Below are 25572 nucleotides of genomic sequence, written 5' to 3'. Positions count from 1 at the left end.
CTCCCGGATGTACCGGGAAGCGGACAGCCTATTCCTTCAGCGAGCCGATGAGCACGCCTTTTACAAAATATTTCTGGAGAAACGGATAAACCATGATGATGGGCAGGGTGGCTACCATGGTGGTGGCCATGGACAACGAACGGGTCGTCACCGATTGGGCGGCAGCCAGCCGGTCCTGGGCGGCAGCATTATTGCCAACGGATTGCAGAAGCTGCTCCGTGACGATATTGGAGTTGAGGATTTGCTTCAGCAGCGTCTGGATGGGAAGGAGCCGGGTATCGTTGATGTAGATGGTTGGTGAAAACCAGTCATTCCAATGCCATACGGCTGTAAAAAGGGAGAGGGTGGCGATAACGGGACCCGAGATGGGTAGCACAATCCGGAACAGCACCCCGAAATGATTGCACCCGTCCATTCGCGCCGATTCCTCCAGCCCTGCGGGAAGCCCCAGAAAAAACGTGCGGAAGATAATCATATTGTACACGCTGATAAGCCCCGGGATAATCATAACCCAGAAGGTATCCATCATGCCCATGCCCCTGATCAGAAGGAAGCTGGGAATCAGCCCGCCGCTAAAGTACATGGTGATGATGCAGAAGATCATATAATATTTCCGGCCGATGAGCTCTCTTTTGGATAAGCCATAGGCAAAAACGGCTGTAAACAGCACGGAAAGCAGCGTGCCGCTCACGGTACGCAGGGCAGAGATCATAAATGCCTGGCTGATCCGCCCGTCCCCGAAGACCAGGCTGTAGTTCTCCAGGGTAAATTTGCGCGGCCAGAAGGTAATTCCCCCCAGGGAGGTATCCGACCCCACATTGAACGAAATCACAAGTGAATTCCAGAAGGGGTAAAGGGTGCTGAAGCCCAGCACGGCCAGAATAAAGCAGATGATAACCTGAAGTCCCTTGTCTCCCCACGACAGCTTCATGCGGACACGCCCCCTTCTACCATAAGCTGGACCCCATTCTCCGCGCTGCGGTATTGGCCAGCACAAGCATCCCCACGCTGATTACAGCCTTGAACAAACCGGCTGCCGCTGCATAGGAATAGCGGTTATTGAGAATGCCCATCCGGTAGACATAGGTGTCGATCACATCGGAGACATCCCGCAGCACCGGGTTGGTGGCCAGAATCAGAATGTCCTCGAACCCCGCGTTGAGAATATTGCCCACGGCCAGAATCATGAAGATAATGATTACCGGCGCAATGCTGGGCAATGTAATCAGATACACCTGCTTGAAGCGGCTGGCTCCGTCGATGGACGCGGCTTCGTACATGTGGGGGTCAATACCGGCAATGGCGGCCAGGTACACGATAGCGGCGAACCCGATTTCCTTCCAGACACCGGTTCCCACCAGAATGCCCCAGAAGTATTCCGGCACCGACAGAAAGCTGACGGGCTCTTCAATCAGGTTCAGCCCCTGGAGCAGCATGTTGACACTGCCGTTATCCGTGGACAGCATAGAGGTGACGAATCCCCCGACGATGACCCAGGATAAAAAATGGGGCAAATAGCTGATGGTTTGAATCACCCGCTTGAACAAAAGACTCCGGACCTCGTTTAGCATCAACGCCAGCAGAATCGGGGCGGGGAAGCCGATGAAGAATTTCAGCAGGCTGATCACGATAGTATTGCGCATCACATTCCAGAAGTCCGGAGATTGGAAAAAGGCTTCGAAATGTTTGGTTCCCACCCATGGACTGCTGAAAAAGCCCTCATGCAGCCGGTAATCCTGAAAAGCCATCAGAACGCCGTACATGGGCAGGTAGCTGAATACAAACACAAACAACAGGGCGGGCACCACCATGAGCTGGATATCCCATTGGCGGTACAGCCGGGACCACCAAGACGTGCTGGAAGATGCCCGTTGGAAGGTGTGCTGTTTGGCCTCCATGGTTTTCATCCGTGCGTTTCCTCCTTTCTTTCCTCTGGTTTTATCATAAAAAAAGGAAGGAAACGCTTCCAGCACCGCCGTCAACGAAAAATGTGCTCCAGCAACGGCGGTGCCCTCTTTTGTGTGGAACGGTTTATTCGGGAACGGGAAGTTTCACGGCACGGATGTTATCGATAAAGAGTGTTCCGCTGCCTTGGCTGCCGCTGCCCTGGGCGATGTAAAAGGCAAACTCCTTGATTGAGCCTAGATCAATCACGCCGTTGCCCCCGGTGGACCAGCCGGGACGGGCAAAGGCGGTAAAGGGCAGGCGCACTAGCACGGGAGTGGTGCCTGCCAGCTTATAACCGGCCTCCCACACCTCACCGTTGGTTTCGTGGAACTGGACGGCCAGCTGGCGGTTGGAGCCGTCAGGCGTCAGCCAGAATTCGATGGCCTCCATGCCCGGCCATTCAGCGCCTAAGCTGCGGAAGGCTCCGGCATAGCCCGGATTGCCCACCGTATAGTCCAGCTTCAACCCATAGGCTCCGCTGCTGATGCCGTAGGTGGATAACGTGACGGTAAGCGCATTGCCGGAGGTGTTGCGCTGCCACTTGCTGCGCAGGCTGCCGTCGGAGCCTCCGTATTGTTCGAAGTCATCGATGATATAGCTGTCCACAGGAGGCGGCACGTAAGGACCGTTGGGTGTAGGGCCTTGGTTTACAGCCCGTGGATGAGCGTATACGGCCTGGATTTGGCTGAGTGAATTTTTGTCTGTCAGATAGCCGGGCCAGGTCATGAAATAGACATAGCGGGATTGCTTGGCAGCCAGCATATCCATGTCCGGGAGCTCGCCGTTTTCCCCGATGGCAATGGGGCGGCCTCCGCTGAGCTGCGCCAGCTTGTCATAATAGGAATCCCGGTAGTCGTTGTTATAGATGTCCATAGCCAGCACATCCACATACTGGTGGCCGGGATAATAGGGAGTGGAATCATAGGCCCAGGCGCTTTCCGCATTGGGATTCCACAGCCAGATCAGATTGTTCAGCCCGTGATGCACCGCCAGCCGCTGATAGGTATTGATCCACAGCTGCTTGAATAATTCCGGCCGTGCGCCCCACCAGAAGAATTCTGCGTTCATCTCATGATACGGGCGCCATAACACAGGCACTCCCTCATCCCTCAGCTGTGCCAGATAGCCGGCCACCTCATCCATCTGTGCTTCCCAGCGGCTGTACAGTACAGTTCCCGGGGTCACAATCTCCTGCATTTCCGCCTCGGTGACATCGGCGGTTACACTCTCCCAGCCCGCCGTGGCCGAATCGGAGGGGCGGGGCTGGTGAAAGGTGAGGGCAATCACCACACCCTGCTGGCCCTTGGCTATGGCGGTATCGGTCATAGCCTGCCGCAATCCCGCGAAATCCCCACCCGTGTAATAGGCGAAGTCGGAGCCCCACAGGGCCGGGTAAAAGCCGGACAGCTCCGCCGCTTCATCGTACCAGCGCTCCGGCTCCTCATAATAGTTGTGCTGGCCTGTCAGAACACCATTGCCTATTAGGGCATACAAACGGGCAAGAAGTGCGGCGGCCTCCGGGGAGGCGTTGGGGTTGACAGGAAGCATCGCAGTGGTTAGAGCTTGGACCGCTGCTGCTGCCGAAATCAGGGTTCCTTCGCTTAAAGCCTGAACCTTGATATCATATTGGGTTTCCGGCGATAATCCCTCCAGCTTAAAGACAACGTGAGGGTTTCCGGTGGTTGGAGGGAGCGTTAGCTCCGACCATTGGGAGCCGGTGGTTTTTTTGTAGCTGATTTTGTACCCCGTAATACCCAAGGGAGCGGCAGGAGGGTTCCATTGAAGGCTTGCCGACACACCGTCCGTGGAGATAACGGCAAGTCCGCCCGGCACAGAAGGCTCTAGACTTCCGGGCAGCTCGGGCATTTTGCCGATAAACACATCATCCATAAACATATCCACTCCTGTGTTGTTCCAGACGGACAGCCTCAAGAGTCCGTCGGCGGGGCCGGAGCGGAGGGGGCGTTCGGTATAGGACCAGGTTAAGGTAGGTTCGGGCAAAATAGGAGTGCGGGTTTCCACCGGACCCATGAAGGTGCCGTCCAAGCCGAACCAGCCTCCCGGCTGTGAGGAAAAACGGGACCAGTAGCTGAAGAGGTAAGAGGTATTCGGCTCAGCGGTAATTTTTTTGGTGCCGCCTCCCGTCAGATGTTTGATCCAGAGGGCATATTGACCGTTGTGGGGGCTGCTTTCGGTTACGGAGAGGCTCTTCCAGACCTCCCATGGCGTAACGGAGCCTGACTCCAAATCCGGATTCGCCACTAAATTGGGACCTGGGGTGGCTTCCAAGCCCAAAAGCGGCGCGGAGCGGTTGCCTGCCCCGTCCAACGCAAGCAGTCGGATGGCATAGACGGTATAGCTGTCCAGTCCGGACAACGTATGCGTATATGCAGTCTGGCCAGTCGTATGGGGCACCGGCAGCGTGGTCCACTGCGGGTCCGCCACTTTTTTGTAGGAGAGCTCATAGGAGGCCACCCCTATATCGTCAGTAGAGCCCTCCCACCGGAGGGTCAGGCTGTCAGGACGGTGCTCGGTCTGCCATTGGCCGGGAGTGCTGGGATTCTCTATATCCACATTCTCCCGGATCACCGCATCGTCCATATAATAATCTGCCGCTGTGCTGTTCCAGAAGGAGATGCGGATATGCTGGACCCCTTGGGGCGGAGTATACAGGAGCTGCTTGTATTCCCACTCCGTGGAGCCGGAGAAGGTCAGGCTCTGCTGACCCTGCTGGGTGCCGAAGGAATCCATGGAGATGGTATGTGTTGAAACTCCCGCTGCGGCAAACTTGACCCATAGCCCTACCCGGTAGGTTTTGCCGGGCTGTACAGCGACCGACATGGAGGCGCCGCCGGTATTGCGTTTCACCAGCAGGGATTTGCTTCCGCTATGGGCAGCGCCTGTTGTGACAAGGGGACTGCCCCATTTTTCCCAATTGGCGTCTCCCGCTTCAAACCCGGGATTGGCAAGAAGATTCTCCCCTGCGGCCAAACCACGGCTTGGGCTGATCAGCCCCCCGGTCCAAACAGCCGCGGCTAGAGCGGCCGCAAGAAGCAGGCGGAGCCATGTGGTGGAGCGTCGTGTGATGGTCATAAACTTCCTCCTTTAGACAGTTGATGTCCGGATACGCGGAATACCCGGCGATTATAATGTAAGCGTTTGCTTTTTATCTGGCAAGATTCCCCAGCAACGAAAACTATTCCGGATCAATGAATGGCATGGACAACAACCCCCAAAAAAACGCCCTCTCCCGGATGGGGAGAAGGCGTTTAAGGATGATACGGATATTGTGCTGCGGAATTGCTTATTTCAGGTCTGTCCACTTCCAGCTTTCCACTTCGGGAAGGTCATAGCCTTCCTCACGGATGAACTGGTGATGCTTCTTGATGATGGCATCCATTTCGTCGGCGATGGCTTTATATTGGGCTGCATTTGGCAGGCTCAGAACGGCTTCCTTGGCCAGATCGAAACGGTCCATTTGATTCAGGACACGCATATCGAAAGGAGTGGTGATGTCGCCGTTTTCCCGGTAGCCGTGGACATGCAGGTTATGGTTGTGACGGTCGAAGAACAGATCCTTGATCAGCCCTTCATAACCGTGGAAGGCGAAGATAACAGGCTTGTCGGCGGTGAAGTAGCTGTCAAATTTCTCGTCGGACAGGCCACGGGGATCCAGCTTTTGGCTTCTCAGCTTCAGCAGGTCCACAATGTTGATGTAGCGGATTTTCAGCTCCGGCAGCTTCTCGTGCAGAATGGAGATGGCAGCCAGGCTTTCGATGGTAGGCTCAGTACCGGCGGAGGCAAAGACCACATCCGGCTCCTGGCCCTTGTCAGTGCTGGCCCAATCGATGATTTTCAAGCCCTTTTCCACCAGCACGGAGGCTTCTTCAGCACTGAACCATTGCGGGCGGGGATGCTTGGAGGAGACGATCAGGTTGATCTTTTGACGGTCATTCAGCACCTTGTCGAATACGGCCAGCAGGGAGTTGGCATCGGCAGGCAGGTATTCACGGATAAATTCCGGCTTTTTGTCGGCCAAGTGTCCCAGAAGTCCCGGGTCTTGGTGGGTGTAGCCATTGTGATCCTGCTGGAACACGGTGGAGGTAGCCACCACGTTCAGGGAAGGAATATCTGCACGCCAGCCTTGATCGGTAGCCTTGCGCAGCCACTTGAAGTGCTGGGTGATCATGGAGTCTACAACCCGCAGGAACGCTTCATAGCTGGCAAAAAATCCATGGCGCCCAGTAAGCACGTAGCCTTCCAGCAAACCTTCCGCCTGATGCTCGGATAGCTGGGAATCGATGACACGGCCGTAAGGAGCAAGGAATTCATCCTGCGGCTCCTGAATGGCATCCATCCATTGACGCTTGGTGACTTCGAACACGGGTCCCAGACGGTTGGACATGGTTTCGTCCGGACCGAAGATGCGGAAGTTGCGCTGAGCTTCATTGAGCTCGATAACTTCCTTCATATATTTGCCCAGCACCAGCATGTCTTGGGCGATGATTTGGCCAGGCTTGGAATTGTCAAGGGCGAACTTGGTGAAGTCGGGCAGCTTCAGGTCCTTCACAAGTCTGCCGGCGTCGGTAACCGGGTTTTTGCCCATTCTTCTGTTGCCGGTAGGCAGAATTTCTTCGATTTCGGGCAGCAGACGGCCTTGGTCGTTGAAAAGCTCCTGCGGACGGTAGCTGTTCATCCATTCCATCAGAGCGGGGGCATGCTGCATGTTCTTTTGGTCCACGGGAATCGGCACCTGGTGGGCACGGAAGGAGCCTGTGTTGGGAACGCCGTCCCATTCCATCGGACCGGTCCAGCCCTTGGGCGTGCGGCAGACGATCATCGGCCACAGTGGACGGGTTGTGTTGTTGTTTTCACGGGCATTCTTTTGGATGGCTTTGATTTTATCAATAACGGTATCCAATACCTTGGCCATCTGGGGATGCATCAGCTCCGGATCAGAACCCTCCACATAGTGGGGCTCCCAGCCCATACCGGTGAAATAGGCATCCATCTCCTCCCGTGTTTGGCGGGACAGGATGGTGGGGTTGCTGATTTTGAAGCCGTTTAGGTGAAGAATCGGCAGTACTGCGCCGTCGGTGATGGGGTTGATGAAACGGTTGGAGAACCAGGATGCCGCCAACGGACCGGTTTCGGCTTCGCCGTCGCCGATGACAACAGCGGAGATCAGCTCCGGATTGTCGAGAATGGCGCCAACACCGTGGGAGAGGGCGTAGCCCAGCTCGCCGCCTTCATGGATGGAGCCCGGTGTTTCCGGTGCGGCATGGGAAGCGACTCCGCCCGGGAAGGAGAACTGCTTGAAGAGCTTGATCAGGCCGGGAATGTCCCGGGTGATCTGCGGATAAATCTCGGTGTAGCTGCCGTCCAGATAGGAGTTGGACACCATAACCTGGCCGCCGTGGCCGGGGCCTTCGATGTAGAACATATCCAGATCATACTTGGTAATAACCCGGTTCAAGTGGGCATAGATAAAGTTTTGGCCGGGGATGGTGCCCCAGTGGCCGATGGGCTTTACCTTCACGTGGGCATCCTGCAAAGGTTCCTTGAGCAGGGGGTTGCCCTTCAGATAAAGCTGGCCTACGGAAATGTAGTTGGTTGCGCGCCAATAGGCGTCGAGCTTATCCAGATACGCCTTGGAGGAGTAATCCAGAACTTGAGTAGTCAGTGTCATTTCTTCCACTCCTATCGAAATTTTGTTTCTGTCTGATCTCTCCGTAATTTCAAATTCATAATAACCACTTCAGAAATTGAAATCAATCATTTTTGAAAGTAATACGGTCCAATTATGTGAAAAAATGAACTTACTATGAACTTTGTCGAATGATGGCGTTTACATGGGTGGTTATCGGGGTGATGGGTTTTTGATGGAGGGTGAAGGTGGGTTCTGCAGTGCGGACTCCGTTAATGGGAGGAGCTAACTTGGTAGCTAATTATTCTAACGGCGGCCAGCGCCGCTATTTGCCCCAATTGAGCAGCTCCAAAATTCTAACGGCGGCCACAGCCGCTATTTGAGGGGAAATCCCAGGTTGGGAGGCCAAAAAGCCCCAATAAGGTCTCTCACCGCCGTTAGAATTTCGAAACACCGTTTTCTGGCCAAATAAGGTCTCGTGCTTCCGTTAGAACCGGAGCCGGGGACACAGAGTTACTTGGACTCCAGAACAGCCGTGACAGAGAGCAGCCACGACAGAGAGCAGCTGCCGCGGCGGCAGTACAAGCAGGCAGGTCTTCCCCCACAAATAAAAAAGACCGGACGGTTGTCCGATCCTTATTCCTGCACCGATACAAAGGTATTGAACTTCAGATACTTGTAGTGGAAGCGCATATTGGAGAACTCCAGCGGCGTACCGTTATCCAGGAAGAAGATCCCTTCCATAATCCCCACCGGCTCATGCTCCTTCAGGTCCAGCAGTTCCCGGTCGCGGTCATCCGAAGGTTCGGCGTAAACGGAGAGGAAGGACTTGGTTACCGCCAGATTATGGGCTTCCTCCAGGTAGTTAAAAATCGAACCCTCAATAATCGTCTGGTTCAGATTCTGGATGATCTTGATGGGAATGTAGCCGGTTTCGATCATAAACGGGGTTTCGTCAAACAGGCGCAGCCGGACAATTTTGTACACAAAATCATGGGGCTGCAGGAACAGGTCCCGCTGCAGCTCCTCCGTCGGCGGAATTACCTCAAAGCTCAGGACGCGGATTTTGGGCTTGACCCCGTGCATCTGGAAATTATCCGTGACTCCCAGGTTGGAGCCCTCGTAATTGAAGATGGATTCATTCTTGATGTATAACGGGTTGATAAAGGTGCCGGAGCCCCGTTTTTTGAAAATGATGCCGGCATGCTCCATCTTGGTCAGCGCCCGCTTGATAGAGCTGCGGCTGACCTGATAGGTTTCACTGAGACTGCGCTCGTCCGGCAGGCGCATATCGGGAAAATCCCCCGCGAAGATCTTCTTCTTGAGATCGTCGACGATTTGCTTATAGACGAATTGTGTCATGGTAACTCCTTCTTAAGGACCCTGGAATGATGTCCGTGTCAACCGGCACTTTTACTATATCATAAAGAAAACCGTCGGTCCTCACCGGAGGCCGGATACCGTGAAAAACCACCGTATCCGGTCGATGGGCAAGGTTTACAGCGCTTCAACCTCTTTCAGCCACAGCGCGCCGGAGGCGTCACTGGGCATCCGCCAATCTCCCCGCGGAGATAGGCTGACCGTCCCCACCTTGGGGCCGTCAGGCAGACAGGAGCGTTTGAACTGCTGGGAGAAGAAGCGGGCGTAGAACACCCGCATCCAGGAAACCAGCTGCTCCCGGGTGAATACGCCGGCGAACGCCTCCTCGGCAAGATACAGAATCTTCGCCGGCGGGGCCCCCGTCCGCAGCATGTAATACAGATAGAAATCATGGACGTCGTACGGTCCAAGAATGTTCTCTGTCAATTGGGCAATTTCGCCGGTTGGCGAGGGCGGCAGAAGCTCAGGGCTGATGCCGGTGGCGATAATGTCATGTAGGAAACCCTTCACCGCATCGTCCGCTTCATAGTCCGCATACCATTGCACCACAAACTTGATCAGGGTTTTCGGGATTCCCCCGTTCACACCGTACATGGACATGTGGTCTCCATTGTAGGTGCACCAGCCCAAGGCCAGCTCCGACAAATCCCCCGTGCCGATGACGATACCGCCGTTTTTGTTGGCCAGGTCCATGAGAATCTGGGTCCGTTCCCGGGCCTGCACATTCTCATAAGTAAGGTCATGCACATCCTTGTCATGGCCGATATCGGCAAAATGCTGCAGGCAGGCGGCTTTAATATCCACCACCATCATGGAAGCACCCAGAGCCTTAATGAGGCCTACGGCATTGTCGTAGGTCCGGTTGGTGGTGCCGAAGCCGGGCATGGTGACAGCCAAAACGTCACTGGCCGGACGACCCAGCCGCTTCATGGCACGGACCGCAACAAGCAGCGCCAGGGTGGAATCCAGGCCGCCGGAAATACCGATCACTGCCTGTTTGATGCCGATATGGCGGATGCGCTTCATAAGCCCGGAGGTCTGGATGGACAAAATCTCTTGACAGCGTTCGTCCCGCAAGAGCGGATTGCCGGGTACAAAGGGATTCGGTGCCACCTTGCGGGCCAGCTTCCGCGGCTTGTCTACTGCTGTGGCCGCGGCAGGGTACGAGAAGCCGATAACCCGATAATCCCCTGCGCCCCGGCCCGCCCGGAAGGTGCCCATGACGGTGCGGGAATAATGGAGCTTGGGAATATCGATATCGGCTACGGTTAGCCGGGTTTCATGGGTGAAGCGTTCCGACTCGGCCAGAATTTGGCCGTTCTCGGCAATTAGGGAGTGGCCGCCGAACACCACATCCGTGGAGGACTCGCCGGTATTGGAGCCGGCATATACGTAAGCCGCCACGCAGGAGGCGGATTGCCCGGATACCAGCTGGCGGCGGTAATCCGCCTTGCCTACCAGCTCGTTGCTGGCGGAGGGATTAAACAATAGGACCGCTCCGGCTTGGGCCAGATGGCTGCTGGGCGGAATGGGCACCCAGAGATCCTCGCATATTTCCACGCCGAACAAGAGATTTCCGTCCTCCCGGCAGGCAAAGATTAAATCACTGCCGATGGGAACGGTTTTACCATCCCAAACAAGGGTGTCCGTCTCCAGCTCTTCCGCAGCGGCAAACCATCGTGGCTCATAAAACTCACTGTAGCCGGGGATGCAGCTTTTGGGGACAAACCCCAGAATGTCTCCGTTCTGAATGACGGCTGCGCAATTGAACAGACGTCCGCGGATATCCAACGGCAAACCCAGAACCACGATGATGGATTGCCCTGCGGTGGCAGCGGCGATCCGGGTAAGGGAGGCTTTGGCGCCGTCCAGGAGGGTCCGCTGCAGGAACAGATCCCCGCAGGTATAGCCGGTGACGCATAGCTCGGGCAGCACCAGATATTCTGCTTGCGCCTGAACGGCATCTTGAATCGCTTCTATAATCTTTGCGGTGTTGAAATCACAATCCGCTACCTTCAGCTCTGGTGAGGCGGCGGCTACACGCGCGAAGCCGTAATGCTGCATGTGATTCACCTGACCTTTATGGAAGTGTGGGAAACAGGAACGATGGGGTTGGGTTCAACTTCCCGGAATTGCTTCGATAAGAGCTTATTTTACCATAAAAAACCGATCGGGGGGAAATGACTTGTCCCTGGACCGTCTGAATGCAAAAAAGACAGGAGCGGTGAATCCATCCGCATCCTGTCTGCCGATTCATCAAATCTTTTAGTGCCCCGCCATCATAGAGGCTTGGGCTTGACCTGCGCCTTCCTCGCTGTCACCGGGAATAGCCTTGGGCTTGCGGAGAATCAGCGCCAGAAGAGCGCCCAGCGCCGCGATGCCTGCTGCAACCAGGAAGGTATCACCATAAGCATTGGCTGCCGCCGCCAGGGGACTGCCGCCGGATTTGGCGTGTACGGTAATCTGGGAGGTCAGGTAGCCTGTAAGGCCGGCCACGGCGAAGGAAACCATGACCTGTTGGGCTGCGGTAGTCAGCGGTGTGACCCGGCTAACCAGATGTTTGGGTGCCGATTGCAGCACGTGGGTATTCACCGGCATCATGGTCAGACCCATACCCGCGCCCATGAGGCCCAGGAAGCCCATGATATAGAACAGGCTGGTGTCCGGGGTCATCCGGGAGAGCATAAACATGCACAAGGTAATGATACTGAGCCCGGTAACGGCCAAAGGACGCGCCCCGATTTTATCAAACAGCCTGCCGCCGATGGGCATCACCAATCCGGAAGCCAGCGCCTGGGGAAGCATGACGAGTCCTGTTTTCAGCGGGCCATAACCTTTCACGGTTTGGTAAAACAGCGGAATAAGAACCATTACGCCGAACAAGGCGATTTGCATAAGCCATGCGATAACAATGCCTCTGGTGAAATCCGAGGACCGGAACACCCGCAGTTCCAGCAGGGGCTGCTTTTGGTTAAGCTCCACTATAATGAAGAGGATCAGCGCAACCCCGCCGATGGACAGCCCGGTCAGGGTGGAGGTGGAGGTCCAGCTTCTTCCGCCTTCGCTGACTCCATAAGCCAGCATGGAGAAGGCTACCGGAGCCAGGAGAATGCCGAGAATGTCCAGGGACGGTACGGATTTGGTTTCAAAGGCGGGCAGATACCGCATTCCCACCAGAATGGCGATGGCCCCCAGGGGCACATTGATCAGGAAAATCCAGTGCCAGGTGGCATATTCCACCAGCCAGCCCGACAGCACGGGTCCAAGGGCCGGAGCCAGCAGCATCGGAATGCCCAGCATGCCCATGATGGAGCCGATTTTGTCGCGGGGTGCAAGCCTGAACACAATGGCCATACCGATCGGCGCAACCATGCCGCCGCCGATGCCCTGAATAATCCGGTAAAGGATCAATTGGGCCGGAGAAGCAGCCAGAGAGCAGAGGGCGGAGCCCAACGTGAACATTATAATCGTAAGCAAGAAAATCCGTTTGGCGCCGAACCGGTCGGTCATCCACCCGGCCAGCGGAATCACCGCGGATAACGCCAGTGTATATCCGGTGATGGCCCACTGCATGGTGGTCACCGAGGAATTGAAATCCTCCACAAGACGGGGCAGTGCCACGTTCACCACCGTACTGTCCAGAATAACCATCATCATACCCAGAATCACAGCCATTAGCGGGCCGATCAGCTTTTTGAGGGAAAACTCATTTCCCTGGGTTTGGTTTTTTGCATTCATTGACTGTTCCATCTCCTGTCCTGAATATCTCTATATCGTCAAAGTTAATGAACATGTGGTATAGTAATAAACACAGTGTCCATTAAAAGACCATATGCCTATTATAGGGAGATTCGCGGCAAATGCAATAGTCACTATTTTGCAATCTGTCCGGTAATCGCCACAGGATGCGAGTATGTTGATTAATTCGGGGTGGTATATACATGACAACAGAAGAGTCCACGGTGGACCGGCGTATTCTGCGGACCCGGCAAATGCTGCGGGATGCGCTCATTGATCTGATCGAGGAACGGGGACTGGAAGGGCTGACCGTCCGGGATTTGACCCAGCGGGCGGGATTAAACAGAGGCACGTTCTATTTGCATTACCGGGATATTCAGGATTTGCTGGAGCAAAGCAAGGAGGAGGTGCTGAAGGGGCTGACGGAGTCGATGCTAAGAGCCTCGGAGCGCCACTGCTCCGGACCGGGAACAGGAACCGGCAATCCGCCGCAGATAACACAGCCTAACACAATAGGGGCTTTTGAATATTTTTCCAGGCATTCCCGGTTTTTTTCGGTTATGATGGGGCCGAACGGGGATCCCTGCTTTTTTCTGGATTGGAAAAAGGCCATGATGGAGGATATGAGGAAAAAATCGATGAAATTCCAGCCGGATGACAGCAAGCTGTCCATTCCGAGAGATTACCTGGTGGCTTATATTGTATCCGCTCATCTGGGGGTTATCCAGCATTGGCTGGAATCAGGGATGGAGCTTACCCCGCAGGAAATGGCGGCTCTGATGATGAAGCTGAACGAGCTTGGACCCAAACGGATTTTCCGGTCGTCCAGCCTTGACGAGCCGCCTCAATGAGAGTTTAGGCGCCGCTTGTTTCTTCCCGGGGGTTGGCCGCGGGTTTGCGGAGGCGGAAATAAAGGATGATGCACACGATAGGAATAAAGGCGAGAACTCCGCTTAATATAAAAGCCCCGTCCGGTCCCAGATGCTCCGCCGCGATCCCGGCAAAGAAGTTGCCCAATGGAGTAGAGCCGGTAAAGACTAGGGAGTAGATGCTCATAACTCTGGCCCGGTATTCGTCCTTGGAATGGATCTGCAGGGTGGAGTTGCAGCTGGTGGTGAACAAAATATTGCAAATGCCCAGCACAGCCAGCGCCAGGCCTGTCACATACAGGTTGCGGGTGAAGCCGATGGTGGACAAAAATACCGACACCAGCACGCTGCAGGTAAGGATCAGCTTCATGCGCGGCCCGCCTTTGCTGCGGACGGACAGGGTTATAGCACCGATCAGCGAACCTACCCCGATGCAGGACATCAGGAAGCCGTAGGTGCCCTCCTCCATATGCAGCACGCTTTGGGTAAAGGAGGGGATCAGCACGTTGAAGTTAAAGCCCAGCACACCGATGACCACCAGGAGCAGCAGGGTCTGGGACAACACCCGGTCATTGGCGATGTAAACGAAGCCATCCCGGATTTCACTCCAGATGCCGGTGCCTGGTTTCTTCGGCCGGACATACGGCGTCGCCTTGATGCGGGTCAGACTGAACAGCACTGCCAGAAAGCTGAAGCCGTTGAGCAAAAAGCACCAGCCCGCACCTAAAAATGCCATCATGGAGGCGCCAATGGCAGGGCCGATAATTCTAGCCAGATTGAAGGTGGCGGAATTCAGGGCAATGGCGTTCATCAGATCGTCCTTGCCCACAATTTCAATGGTAAAGGCTTGGCGGGTAGGCATATCAAAATTATTGTTCATGCCCAACAGAAAGGCCAGCACCAGAATATATCCGTACTCTACCTTGCCGCTGAATACCAGGGCGGAAAGAATAAAGGCCAGAAGCATGGCGACGGTCTGGGTCACCATTAGGATGGTTCTTTTGGGAAAACGGTCGATGACTAGTCCGGCAAACAGGGAAAAGAAGGTCACCGGCAAAAATTGAATGGTGCCTACGAGCCCCAACAGAAAAGGGGAGCCTGTCAGCTTTAGCACCAGCCAGGACTGGCCGATGTTCTGCATCCAGGTTCCAATGAGGGAAACACATTGTCCGAACCAATAATACCGGAAATTGCGGTGGGTTAACGCGTGAAAATGATTGTTGACCAAACGTGAAATCGGACTTCCTGCAAGTCTAGGCTGTTCCGTTGTCAAAACCTCCGTTCTTACGTTATTGTTGCAGCTTGCGGCCTCCGCGCCCATTCGACTTTTACCAGTATAACATACATTTCCTGCAGGGAGACAGCGCTGTCACGGGGAAAGAGGGGGATAACCGGGTTGGAGGAACGGGTTGGGGCGGACGGGGGATTGGATGGTTGACCGTTTGTTGGCGGGTGGATGGATGTTGGCTAGCGGGATGGATGCTGCTGAGCGGGAGAACGGATGTGCGGAAAGTACGGGTTGGTTAAGTGCTGAGCGAAACCGGATGTTTATGCTGGTTGTTACTTAACTGGTGTGGTGGAATCGGATGTGTTAAATGTGAGAGGAGTTAAGTGCTGGTATGAAGTCGGATGTGCGGAATGAGGATGGTTAGCGGAATGCTGTTGGCCGGTGAGGCTCTTGGATGGCTGACACACTGTTGGTTGTATATGAAAAAGCGAGTATAAATTTGTAAATACCCTCAGATGGAGAGGTTATATATGAAATTTCATATACAATCCAGGGAAATCGCAGGGGTAGGGCCATTTATATATGAAATTTCGAGTATAAACCGCTGAAATGATAAAATCGGCGAAATTATATATGAAATTTCGAGTTCAGCTGCAAGAGAGCCCTTCGATTTGGCTTTGCCAAATCCGAAGCTTCCTAAACTTTATCCGGCCTCTGGCCTGGACCAAAGGTATGAAAGAGGGAGTGACAAGGTAATATGCTTGACATCTGCACAAGGATCCGCTAATATAGTCAATGTTCGGTGTAAAGGAGTGAACCTTTACACGCTCCGGCGGGGCTGCTGCGGTTGCCGCGTCCACTCCCGGATGCGAGGTGCATTCGGAACGGGAGGGTCACCTGAAGATGGAAGATGACACGCTGCTGGAACGGACGAACCGGGTAAACACCCTGTTCGACTTCTACGGAGCGCTGCTGACGGACAAGCAGCAATCCATCCTGTCCTTGTACTACCAGGACAATTTTTCCCTCGGTGAAATTGCGGCGGATTTTGAGGTCAGCCGGCAGGCGGTTTACGAACACCTGAAGCGGGCCGAGCAGTCGCTGGAGGATTACGAGGGCAAGCTTCGGCTGGCGGAGCAGTTTGCCCGCAAGAGCCAAGCGGCAAGTGAGCTGGAAGCATTGATTAAACGGCGGCAGGGGGAAGACAGCAGGCGGATGCTGGAGCTGCTCTCCCGGCTTTTGACCATAGAAGTGAAGGACGATACCCCATGAGTTGGGGCCGTATACAGAATCATTAGACTTGCGGGAGGCGGGGCACATGGCATTTGAAGGATTAGCCAGCAGGCTGCAGAATGTGTTCGGAAAGCTGAAGTCCCGGGGCAAGCTGACGGAGGATGATGTCAACGAAGCCTTAAGAGAAGTGCGCCTGGCCCTGTTGGAGGCGGACGTCAACTTTAAGGTCGTCAAGGACTTCATCGCCAGGATCAAGGAACGCGCCATCGGCCAGGAAGTGATGAAGAGCTTCACGCCGGGTATGGTGGTAGTAGATATCGTCAACAAGGAGCTAACCGCTCTTATGGGCGGCACTCAGGCCAAGCTGGCCCGGTCTAACCGCCCGCCTACCATTATCCTGATGGCAGGTCTGCAGGGTGCGGGTAAAACCACCTCTACCGGCAAACTGGCCAAATATCTGCAAAAGCAGAACCACAAGCCTCTGATGGTGGCTGCGGACATCTACCGGCCTGCCGCCATCAAGCAATTGCAGGTATTGGGCGAGCAGCTGAAGGTGCCGGTATACGCTCCCGGGGCGGATGTTAATCCGGTGGACATTGCTACACAAGGCATCGCCCACGCCAAGGAGCACGGTCATGATTATGTGCTGATCGATACCGCGGGGCGTCTCCATATCGACGAAGCTCTCATGGAGGAGCTGACGAAGATCAAGGAGGCTGTCCAGCCGGACGAAATTCTGTTTGTGGTGGATGCCATGACCGGCCAGGAGGCCGTGAATGTGGCGGACAGCTTCCATAAGCAGCTGGGTTTGACGGGTGTCATCATTACCAAGCTGGACAATGATACACGCGGCGGCGCAGCCATCTCCGTTAAGGCGGTTACCGGCTGTCCCATTAAATTCGCTGCTACAGGCGAGAAGATGGATGCTCTGGAGCCCTTCCATCCTGAGCGGATGGCCTCCCGGATTCTCGGCATGGGGGATGTGCTGACCCTGATCGAGAAGGCCCAGGCCAACATCGACGCGGACAAAGCCAAGGAAATGGAGCGCAAGCTCCGCAAGGCCGAGTTTACCTTCGATGATTTCCTGGAGCAGATGGAGCAGGTCAAGAAGATGGGTCCGCTGGACCAGATCCTGGATATGATGCCGGGTATGGGCAAGATGAAGGACCAGATGAAGAACGTGAAGATCGACGAGAAGCAAATGGCCCGTACGGCCGCCATCGTCAAATCCATGACCAAGGAAGAGCGCGCCAAGCCGGAGCTCTTGAGTCCTACCCGCCGCAAGCGTATCGCTGTGGGCAGCGGGAATACGGTGGTGGAGGTCAACCGCTTCATCAAACAGTTCGAGGATATGCGGAAGATGATGAAGCAGTTCTCCGGCATGATGGGCAACGGCAAGAAAAAAGGCGGCATGTTCGGCAAGATGGGCAAGGGCGGACGGTTTCCTTTTTGAAAATATAAGGACATTCCTTTAATTTTGCTTTGCCAAATTCGAAGCGCTGTGTAACATTATCTGGCCTACGGCACGGACCATGTTACCGCGTTATTCTGTTAAGGAGGTGAAACAACAATGGCAGTTCGCATTCGTCTGAAGCGTATGGGTTCCCACAAGGCTCCCGTTTATCGTCTGGTGGTATCTGATTCCCGGTCTCCCCGTGACGGTCGTTTTATCGAGGAAATCGGTACTTATAACCCGCTGACCGCCCCTGCTACCGTCGCAATCGACGAGGAGAAGGCGCTCAAGTGGCTGGGCGACGGCGCGCAAGCGTCCGACACCGTCCGCAACCTGTTCAGCAAAGCCGGCATTATGAAAAAGTTCCATGAGTCCAAATTGCAGAAGTAATTTGGCTTAACGGAGGGCGGCATATGAAAGATCTGATAACCGTAATCGCTAAGGCGTTGGTGGATCATCCGGAAGATGTCAGCGTAAATGCCGTGGAGCGTAGTCAGGAAATCGTGTACGAGCTTACCGTGAACCCCACCGATATCGGCAAGGTGATTGGCAAGCAAGGACGCATCGCCAAAGCTTTGCGCACAGTTGTCACATCGGCTGCTGTCAAGGAGAACAAGCGGGTTAGCGTTGAAATCGTATCATGAGCAATTGGAAGGGGTGAGGGCAACCTTGCCCCTTTTTGCATCATCAGACAGAATTTGAAGAGGGTTTTCTTCTGTTCCGGACAAGCGGGGAAGAAAGCCGGCTTGAAATGCTGTAGCTATAGAATGGACCGCATTCCACATATAAGGAAGTGTATATCGCATGAGCGACAAGCTATATAATGTAGGGAAAATCGTCAACACCCACGGCATCCGGGGGGAATTGAAAATTCTGTCCCAGACGGATTTTCCGGAGCTGCGGTTTGTGAAGGGAAGCAAGCTGATTCTGGTGGAGCCGGAGAGCGGCAAGCAGATCCAAACCCAGGTAGAGCAGGCCCGCGAGCATAAGGGGATGTTCATTACCCGTTTCCAGGGATGGGATAACATCAACCAAGTGGAGCAGTACAAGGGCTGGCTGGTGAAGGTGGATGAGGAGAGCCTGGCCGACTTGGACGAGGACGAATACTATTACCATGAGATTCTGGGCTGTACGGTGGTGACGGCTGGCGGGGAAAAGCTGGGCGAGATTAAAGAAATTCTGACTCCCGGAGCCAACCACGTCTGGGTGGTCAAACGCCCCAAAGGCCGCGATCTGCTCCTGCCTGTTATTGATGAGGTCGTGCTTGAGGTAGACGTGGATAACAAGCAGGTTACCGTTGAGCTGATGGAAGGACTGCTGGAATGAAGATCGATGTTCTGACCTTGTTTCCCGAGATGTTCGAGGGGGTATTCGGCGCGAGTATTCTTGGAAAAGCCCGCCAAAAAGGGCTTGTTTCCCTGTCCACCTTGAATTTCCGGGATTATGCCAACAACAAGCATAACACAGTGGATGATTATCCCTTCGGCGGCGGGGGAGGGATGGTGCTGAAGCCCGGCCCGATCTTCGCCGCGGTGGAGGAATTAATGGAGCGCCATTATCCCGGTACCGTTGACAGAAACGATGTAGAGGGTCTGATGGACGTGCAGGAGAATCCGTCCGCAGAAGTGCCAGAAGGTAAGCCGGATGAGCCGCTGGTAGATCTGCCCAACGCTGAACCAAAACCGCGGGTGATCCTCATGTGCCCGCAAGGGGAGACCTTCACCCAACGGAAGGCGGAGGAGCTGTCCCGGGAGGAGCATTTGATCTTCATCTGTGGCCACTATGAAGGCTACGACGAACGCATACGGGAGCATCTGGTCACCGATGAGCTCTCCATCGGAGATTATGTGCTGACAGGCGGGGAGCTGCCTGCTATGGTGGTCATCGACAGTGTAGTGCGTCTGTTGCCCGGGGTTCTTGGTAATCAGCTGTCTGCGGTTACGGATTCGTTCAGCACGGGGCTTCTGGAATATCCCCACTACACCCGGCCGGCTCAATTCCGTGACTGGGAGGTGCCGGAGGTGCTGCTGTCCGGCCATCACGAGAATATCGAGCTGTGGCGGCGCAGACAGTCTCTGGAGCGAACCTACAGAAGGCGTCCGGAGCTGCTGAAGGATGTGGAGCTGTCGAAGAAGGACAAGGAATGGCTGGCGGAGCTGAAGCGGCAGGCGGCTTTGAACAGGGAGCAGAAGTGAGGCGGACGGCTGGTAAATAGTTATCAAAAAAAGTTGAGACAAACATTGCTATGCGCCTGCAGATATGTTAGTATATTTAATGTTGTGATTTGATAACGGTGGTCCTCTACGCGGTTGCGGCTCATCAATTGGGATGTAGGCCGATAAGCGGAATGAACACCTGTGTGGAAGGAGGAAGTCAAATGAATTTGTTGGTTCAAGAAATTACCAAGGAACAACTTCGCAAGGATATTCCGAGCTTTCGTCCAGGCGACACCCTGAAGGTGTACGTGAAGGTTATCGAGGGTTCCCGCGAACGGGTCCAGCTGTTTGAAGGCGTTGTGATCAAGCGTCGCGGCGGTGGCATCAGCGAAACGTTTACCGTTCGTAAAATCTCTTACGGTGTTGGTGTGGAAAGAGCATTCCCGCTCCATTCCCCGAAGATCGATAAAATCGAAGTAGCCCGTCGTGGTAAGGTTCGTCGCGCTAAGCTCTACTACCTGCGCGCACTTCGCGGCAAGGCAGCAAGAATTACCGAAATCCGATAAGATTGAACAGGGGGCTTGGGCACAGCACAAGCCTCCTTTCGGTTTTTTGAGGAGTTTTAGGGATGGAGGCTCACGAGAATGGAACAGGAGCAACAATTGCCCGAACAACCGGCACAGGCTGTTTCAATGAAGAGCGAAGCGTGGGAATGGACGAAGGCGCTGTTTATCGCCGCCGTTCTCGTTATTATTATCCGCTGGTTTATTTTTGCACCGTTCATTGTGGACGGGCCCTCCATGGAACCGAATTTCCATACCAGAGAACGGCTTATCGTGAACAAGATCATCTATAATATCCGTACTCCCGAACGTGGTGAAGTGGTGGTGTTTCATGCGCCCACGGGTGTGGATTATATTAAGAGGGTCGTTGCTCTGCCCGGTGAGAAGATCAAGATCCAAAACAATAAAGTGTTTATTAACGGGGAAGAATTAAAGGAACCCTACTTGCAGGAAGCCGTTGACGATTACAAGGCCCGGACCAACAGCAATTACAACGTGGACTTTTCGGAGATCACGGTTGAAGAAGGCAAGGTATTCGTCATGGGCGACAACCGGGTCAACAGCCAGGACAGCCGCGCAATCGGCACCGTTGCTTTTGACAAGATTGTCGGCCGTGCGGATGTCCGCTTCTGGCCCCTGGCCAAGCTGGGATTTATCAAGCATTAAGGTGAGGTGAGAAAGATGGCAACCATTCAGTGGTTTCCCGGCCACATGACCAGGGCGAGACGGCAGATTGAAGAAAAGCTGAAGCTCATCGACGTGGCCATCGAGCTTATCGATGCCCGTGTCCCCCTGTCCAGCCGCAATCCGATGGTTGATACCATCCTGCAGCATAAGCCCCGCCTGGTACTCTTGAACAAGCTTGATCTGGCCGATCCGGCCGCTACTGCGGACTGGGTCGCTTTTTTTCAGGAGAAGGGATTGGATGCGCTGCCCATTGACGCGGTAACCGGAAGCGGAACGCGGGACATTGTGCCGCGATGCAGGAAGCTGATGGCCGAGAAGATGGAGGCCCGCCAGCGCAAAGGAATGAACCCCCGGGCGATCCGTGCTCTGATCGTAGGCATTCCCAACGTGGGCAAATCCACGCTGATCAATAAGCTGGCAGGACGCAAGGTGGCCGCTACAGGAGACAAACCGGGCGTCACCAAGGGCCAGCAATGGATCAAGATGGCAGGCGGAGAGCTGGAGCTACTGGATACGCCGGGTATCCTGTGGCCTAAGTTCGAGGACCAGCAGGTGGGTTTGCGTTTGGCAACCATTGGCTCGATCAAGGAAGAAATTATGCCGGCGGATGAAGTGGCTTTTTATGCCGTTCGATATATAGCCGAAGCATACCCGGGAGTGCTGTCCGAGCGTTATGGCATCGGAGAGCTGCCTGCGGACCTTTCCGAGGCTGAAACCGTCATTGAAGTGATGGAGAACATCGGCCGCAAACGGGGCTGTGTGGTCTCCGGAGGCCGTGTGGATCTGGGGAAGGCATCCACCCTGATTCTTCGTGAGCTGCGTGCCGGAAAGCTGGGGCGCATCAGCCTGGAACGTCCGGATATGGCGTAGTCTGAAGCGGCTGTGGAAAAAGACGGTTGCACACCGGATAAGCAGATGCAAACCGGCTGTGGATCCAGCAGCGGCAGCAGCATAACATACGGTGCAGATGGAACCGCTCCTGATGGGGGCGGTTTTTTGGTGATAGGGCAGAACGTTGACACAGCAGGTATAATAAGAGAAGGAACATCCATTGTTTCTCACGCACGGAATTTGTCATGGATAGGGGAATAAGGAATGCTGGATTATGAAAAAGAGCTGTGGGCCAGCGGCTACAGCCTGATTGCCGGAGTGGACGAGGTGGGGCGTGGCTGTCTCTTCGGGGATGTGGTAGCGGCGGCGGTGATATTGCCCCAGGGACTGGTGATAGAAGGGGTCAACGATTCCAAGAAGCTTTCGGAGAAACGCCGGGAGGTTTTATACGATATCATCTGCGAGCAGGCCCTGGCCATTGGCATCGGGTATGCTAACGCGGAAACAGTGGACCGAATCAACATCAAGCAGGCGGCCCGCCTGGCGATGAAGCAGGCCTTGGACAAGCTGGAGACAAAGCCGGATTATCTTTTGGTGGACGCGGAAAAGGTGGATGTGCCGCTGCCGCAGCTGGCGATTATCCATGGGGATGCGCTCAGCCAATCCATCGCCGCGGCTTCGATCATTGCCAAGGTAACCCGGGACCGGATGTGTCTCCATTGGGACCTGGACTATCCGGAATACGGCCTTGCCATACATAAAGGTTACGCAACCAAGCAGCACCGGGAGGCTTTGGAGACCCATGGGCCCTCTCCTTTGCATAGAAGAAGCTTTCTCGGTAAAATCCTGGCTCAGCAGCAGGAGCTGTTCTGAGTATTAGGTTATACCTGCGGCTCATCAGGAAAAGGGTTTTTGCCGATAAAGTAATACAAGATAAATAATCATAGAGCCGGTGACGCCAAAGAATCGCCGGTTAAAAATAAATCCCGGAAGATCAGCCTAGGAAGGAGGGGGAAGCCTTGAATATCAGCCAATTGCTCCGCAGTGTGATTGGAGACAGCCACGTATCCGATGCCAAAACCTTGGAGCTCAAGGTAGGCCAGATCGTGCGGGGGGTGGTGCTTCAGATGCTCTCCGAGCAGGATGCGTTGATGAATATCGGCGGCGCCCATGTTCAGGCCCATCTGGAGGCGCCTCTGGCCAAGGGGCAGTCGGCGCTGCTTCAGGTCCAGCCGGAGTCTATGGCCGGGAAGGTTGTGCTGAAGCCTGTGGAGGTATCCCAGGTGCAGATCCCGGAGCCTTCGTTAGCCGAACTGCTCAAAAGCTTCGACTTGAAGGACACTCCCGCCAACCGAAGGGCGCTGCAGGACCTGCATCAGGCCAAGCTGCCGCTTACCCGGGAAAATGTTCAGAGCTACGCCGAAATGGCCGCCAGCCAGCCTGAAGGCGCGGCAGACGGCGAGTGGCGGCAATCTGCGCTATTGGCCATGAAACGCGGCCTGCCCTTGACCCAGGAGACGGTGGCTTCCCTGCACCGGACGGTTTTTGGGGGCGGGGTAAGCCGGACCATCGAGAATTTGGGCAGCCAGCTTCCCAGCTTCCTGGGGAGGGATGCCCCTGATGCCGCTGTCAGTCCGGCTACCCGGCAGCTGATGGTGCAGGTGAAGCAGGCGCTGGAGGCCCTGCCCGCTATGCCGCAGGCTGCGGACGCTGGCGCAGCCCCTGCGCCGGGGCCGCGCACCGCGGGCGAAGCCGCCCAGGCCGCGCACGCTGCCCGCGCGGACGCCCCGGCGGCAGGCGCGCGGCCAGCCGCTGCCGGCGAAGCCGCGGCGCAGCCGAAGGCGCCGCCCGCCGCGGAGCAGGCGGCCACCGCCGCCCGCAGCAGCGGCGGCGCCGAAGCGGCCCCCGCGCCTGCGGGGCCGCCCCGCGGCGAAGCCGCTGCCGCAGGCGCGCACAGCGCGCGGGCCGCCGCCGGCGGCCAAGGGCCCGGCGGGGAGGGCGAAGCCCCCGCCATGGCCAGGGAGCCTGCCCCGTGGGTGGGCAGGCTCCTAAAGGCACTGGGCGTGCAGCATGAGCTGCAGCTGGCACGCCCCCATGAGGGCGGCGCCCATGCGCAGCCGCCCCACACCCGCGCCGGCGAAGCGGCACCGCCGCCGGCAGGCACTGCGCCGCTGCAGGAGGCGGATGCGGCGGCGGACACCGCCACGCTGAAGGGCCTGCTGCTGCAGCTGTCCGCAGCGGAGGATGCCCCGCCTGCAGTCCGCGAGCAGGCGCAGCAGCTGGTGCAGCAGGTCACCGGCCAGCAGCTGCTGTTAACACCGGACCGGACCGCCATGTTCACGCATATGACCTTGATGCTGCCCATTATGAACCAGAACGGCAGCCAGACGGCGGCGGTTCATATCCAATCCCGCAAAGGCGCCAACGGCCAGCTGGATGCCCGGAACTGTCATCTGGTCTTCGATCTGGATATGCGTACCTTGGGAACCACACTGGTGGATGTTCAAGTGACGGACAGGATTGTGGCGCTTCGCGTCCACAATGACTTTCCCGAAATTGGGGAGCTTCTGGAGGAGCACCGGGAGGACATCCGGGAGGGGCTGGACAAGATCGGCTACCAGCTGTTGTCCATGAAGGTGCTGCCTTATCCGGAGCCGTTGACGCTGGGGGCTGAAGCCGGTACGGACAGCCAAACGGGGGACCATGGCCCAACAGCGGCATCATTGGCAGCCAGCCGTTACTACACCACGCCCTACAAAGGGGTTGACGTTCGCATATGACACAACCGGAGCAGCCCGCCAGCGCCGTCAAAAAGGCGGTGGCGTTGAAATATTCCCCCTCTGCCAACAAGGCGCCTGTAGTGGTGGCCAAAGGCAAGGGACAAGTAGCCGAGGCCATTCTGGGCAAGGCCAAGGAGGCCGGGGTTCCGGTCCAGGAGGATTCATCCCTTGTAGAGGTATTGTCCAAGCTGGATATCGAGCAGGAAATCCCCGGTGAGCTGTATCAGCTGGTGGCTGAAATTCTATCCTTCGTATACCGCTCGGACAAAAAGGCGCGAGAATGGAGGGATAACGGAGGATGACCAGGGAGGAAAAGCAGCCGACCCGCCCGATCAAGGACAGCCGCCCGATCAAGGACAGCCGCCCGATCAAGGACAGCCGCCCGAACCATCGTTCCGCCGATCACCGCAAGGCCTTGGGGAGATGGGGCGAAGAACAAGCGGCGGCTTATTTGTCCAGCTTGGGCGTACAGATTTTGGAGCGCAACTGGAGAGCAAGAAGCGGGGAAATCGATATTATCTGCGAAGCGGACGGCCGCCTGATTTTTGTGGAGGTCCGCACCCGCCGTCCATCGGGCCGGTTCGGGACGGCGGCAGAGTCCGTGGATGCCCGCAAGCAGAAGCAGGTCCGGGATACTGCACTTGTTTACCTGCATGCCACCCGCCAGATGGCCCGTTCCTGCCGGTTTGATGTGGTTGCCGTCACCGCAGGCTCTGTCCAAGCTAAGGCGGATATCACGCACATCCCCAATGCCTTTTAGCCACCGCCGGGATCGGCGCATTCCAATGAAGCACCGCCTCCTTGGTGAGGCGCTGCTTCTTTTTTTCGTCCTACACAAAAAAGCCGTTATTTAGTAAAATGAATGCATAAAGCGGGCTTAGGGTCTGTCTGCAAAACCGCTTGGGGGGATCTTTTATCGCCTTTTCGTCCCGGGCTATCATTACCATCGCTTGACGTCCCCCCCCCCCGGTACGCCTTCACAAAAGTGCCTTGCCAGGAACAAAAATTCGCCGAAATCTGTTCCCCTCGGAGTTTGAAGACAGCCCCTAGTAGAGAAAGG

22 protein-coding genes are annotated in these 25572 nt (G+C 55.8%); 14 read left to right on the top strand and 8 right to left on the bottom strand.

Annotated features, from left to right (window positions below; genetic code table 11):
* Window positions 1-28: 28 nt before the first annotated feature.
* The 7 genes from ACI1P1_RS02515 to ACI1P1_RS02485 all read right to left on the bottom strand — a co-directional run bounded on the left by ACI1P1_RS02515 (window position 29) and on the right by ACI1P1_RS02485 (window position 12712).
* Window positions 29-931 carry a carbohydrate ABC transporter permease gene (locus ACI1P1_RS02515; RefSeq protein ID WP_416214761.1) on the bottom strand — a complete coding sequence of 301 codons (903 nt, stop codon included), beginning with the start codon at window positions 929-931 and terminating at the stop codon, window positions 29-31.
* Between the two features lie 16 nt (window positions 932-947).
* On the bottom strand, window positions 948-1898 hold the full coding sequence (locus ACI1P1_RS02510; RefSeq protein WP_416214795.1) for an ABC transporter permease: 951 nt from the start codon (window positions 1896-1898) through the stop codon (window positions 948-950).
* A gap of 133 nt (window positions 1899-2031) precedes the next feature.
* A complete protein-coding gene (locus ACI1P1_RS02505; RefSeq protein WP_416214760.1) occupies window positions 2032-5040 on the bottom strand; it encodes a glycosyl hydrolase in 3009 nt (1002 codons plus the stop codon).
* Window positions 5041-5251: 211 nt separating this feature from the next.
* The gene (locus ACI1P1_RS02500) at window positions 5252-7636 is read right to left on the bottom strand and encodes a phosphoketolase family protein (protein WP_416214758.1); all 2385 of its coding nucleotides are present in this window, start codon (window positions 7634-7636) and stop codon (window positions 5252-5254) included.
* A gap of 594 nt (window positions 7637-8230) precedes the next feature.
* Window positions 8231-8956: a GntR family transcriptional regulator gene (locus ACI1P1_RS02495; protein ID WP_416214757.1), complete on the bottom strand. Its 726-nt coding sequence runs from the start codon at window positions 8954-8956 to the stop codon at window positions 8231-8233.
* A gap of 135 nt (window positions 8957-9091) precedes the next feature.
* Window positions 9092-11038: an NAD(+) synthase gene (locus ACI1P1_RS02490; RefSeq protein WP_416214756.1), complete on the bottom strand. Its 1947-nt coding sequence runs from the start codon at window positions 11036-11038 to the stop codon at window positions 9092-9094.
* A 201-nt stretch (window positions 11039-11239) separates the two neighbouring features.
* The gene (locus tag ACI1P1_RS02485; protein ID WP_416214755.1) at window positions 11240-12712 is read right to left on the bottom strand and encodes an MDR family MFS transporter; all 1473 of its coding nucleotides are present in this window, start codon (window positions 12710-12712) and stop codon (window positions 11240-11242) included.
* Between the two features lie 203 nt (window positions 12713-12915).
* On the opposite strand from ACI1P1_RS02485, the gene ACI1P1_RS02480 reads away from it, so the two are divergent.
* On the top strand, window positions 12916-13563 hold the full coding sequence (locus tag ACI1P1_RS02480) for a TetR/AcrR family transcriptional regulator (protein WP_416214754.1): 648 nt from the start codon (window positions 12916-12918) through the stop codon (window positions 13561-13563).
* Between the two features lie 4 nt (window positions 13564-13567).
* Here the strand turns inward: ACI1P1_RS02480 and ACI1P1_RS02475 are convergent, their stop codons facing one another.
* Entirely contained in the window at window positions 13568-14809 is a 1242-nt protein-coding gene (locus ACI1P1_RS02475; RefSeq protein WP_416214753.1) for an MFS transporter, read from the bottom strand.
* Between the two features lie 918 nt (window positions 14810-15727).
* On the opposite strand from ACI1P1_RS02475, the gene ylxM reads away from it, so the two are divergent.
* The 13 genes from ylxM to ACI1P1_RS02410 all read left to right on the top strand — a co-directional run bounded on the left by ylxM (window position 15728) and on the right by ACI1P1_RS02410 (window position 25272).
* Complete coding sequence (gene ylxM, locus ACI1P1_RS02470) at window positions 15728-16081, top strand: YlxM family DNA-binding protein (RefSeq protein ID WP_416214794.1); 354 nt, start codon at window positions 15728-15730, stop codon at window positions 16079-16081.
* Window positions 16082-16127: 46 nt separating this feature from the next.
* Window positions 16128-17495: a signal recognition particle protein gene (gene ffh, locus ACI1P1_RS02465; RefSeq protein WP_416214752.1), complete on the top strand. Its 1368-nt coding sequence runs from the start codon at window positions 16128-16130 to the stop codon at window positions 17493-17495.
* Window positions 17496-17612: 117 nt separating this feature from the next.
* Window positions 17613-17885 (top strand): 30S ribosomal protein S16, encoded by a 273-nt coding sequence (gene rpsP, locus ACI1P1_RS02460; RefSeq protein ID WP_416214751.1) that lies wholly within the window; start codon window positions 17613-17615, stop codon window positions 17883-17885.
* Between the two features lie 23 nt (window positions 17886-17908).
* A complete protein-coding gene (locus ACI1P1_RS02455; RefSeq protein WP_416214750.1) occupies window positions 17909-18139 on the top strand; it encodes a KH domain-containing protein in 231 nt (76 codons plus the stop codon).
* A 160-nt stretch (window positions 18140-18299) separates the two neighbouring features.
* Window positions 18300-18821, top strand: coding sequence for a ribosome maturation factor RimM (gene rimM, locus ACI1P1_RS02450; protein WP_416214749.1), 522 nt, complete (start codon window positions 18300-18302; stop codon window positions 18819-18821).
* On the top strand, window positions 18818-19690 hold the full coding sequence (gene trmD, locus ACI1P1_RS02445; protein WP_416214748.1) for a tRNA (guanosine(37)-N1)-methyltransferase TrmD: 873 nt from the start codon (window positions 18818-18820) through the stop codon (window positions 19688-19690). Before rimM ends, trmD begins: the two co-directional genes overlap by 4 nt.
* Window positions 19691-19872: 182 nt before the next feature.
* Window positions 19873-20217, top strand: coding sequence for a 50S ribosomal protein L19 (rplS, locus tag ACI1P1_RS02440; protein WP_416214747.1), 345 nt, complete (start codon window positions 19873-19875; stop codon window positions 20215-20217).
* Between the two features lie 78 nt (window positions 20218-20295).
* On the top strand, window positions 20296-20880 hold the full coding sequence (gene lepB / locus ACI1P1_RS02435; RefSeq protein ID WP_416214746.1) for a signal peptidase I: 585 nt from the start codon (window positions 20296-20298) through the stop codon (window positions 20878-20880).
* Between the two features lie 15 nt (window positions 20881-20895).
* On the top strand, window positions 20896-21771 hold the full coding sequence (ylqF, locus tag ACI1P1_RS02430; RefSeq protein ID WP_416214745.1) for a ribosome biogenesis GTPase YlqF: 876 nt from the start codon (window positions 20896-20898) through the stop codon (window positions 21769-21771).
* 225 nt (window positions 21772-21996) lie between these two features.
* Window positions 21997-22605 carry a ribonuclease HII gene (locus ACI1P1_RS02425; protein WP_416214744.1) on the top strand — a complete coding sequence of 203 codons (609 nt, stop codon included), beginning with the start codon at window positions 21997-21999 and terminating at the stop codon, window positions 22603-22605.
* Window positions 22606-22751: 146 nt separating this feature from the next.
* Window positions 22752-24512 carry a hypothetical protein gene (locus ACI1P1_RS02420; RefSeq protein WP_416214743.1) on the top strand — a complete coding sequence of 587 codons (1761 nt, stop codon included), beginning with the start codon at window positions 22752-22754 and terminating at the stop codon, window positions 24510-24512.
* The gene (locus ACI1P1_RS02415; RefSeq protein ID WP_416214742.1) at window positions 24509-24814 is read left to right on the top strand and encodes an EscU/YscU/HrcU family type III secretion system export apparatus switch protein; all 306 of its coding nucleotides are present in this window, start codon (window positions 24509-24511) and stop codon (window positions 24812-24814) included. Before ACI1P1_RS02420 ends, ACI1P1_RS02415 begins: the two co-directional genes overlap by 4 nt.
* Window positions 24811-25272: a YraN family protein gene (locus tag ACI1P1_RS02410; protein WP_416214741.1), complete on the top strand. Its 462-nt coding sequence runs from the start codon at window positions 24811-24813 to the stop codon at window positions 25270-25272. The genes ACI1P1_RS02415 and ACI1P1_RS02410 overlap by 4 nt, the downstream gene beginning before the upstream one ends.
* Window positions 25273-25572 lie beyond the last annotated feature (300 nt).

Origin of the sequence: Paenibacillus mesotrionivorans (assembly GCF_046098205.1) — a bacterium.
In the GTDB taxonomy this organism is placed as follows: domain Bacteria; phylum Bacillota; class Bacilli; order Paenibacillales; family NBRC-103111; genus Paenibacillus_AR; species Paenibacillus_AR mesotrionivorans.
Note: the sequence above shows the minus strand (reverse complement) of the source record. Positions and strands in the feature narration are given on the sequence as shown.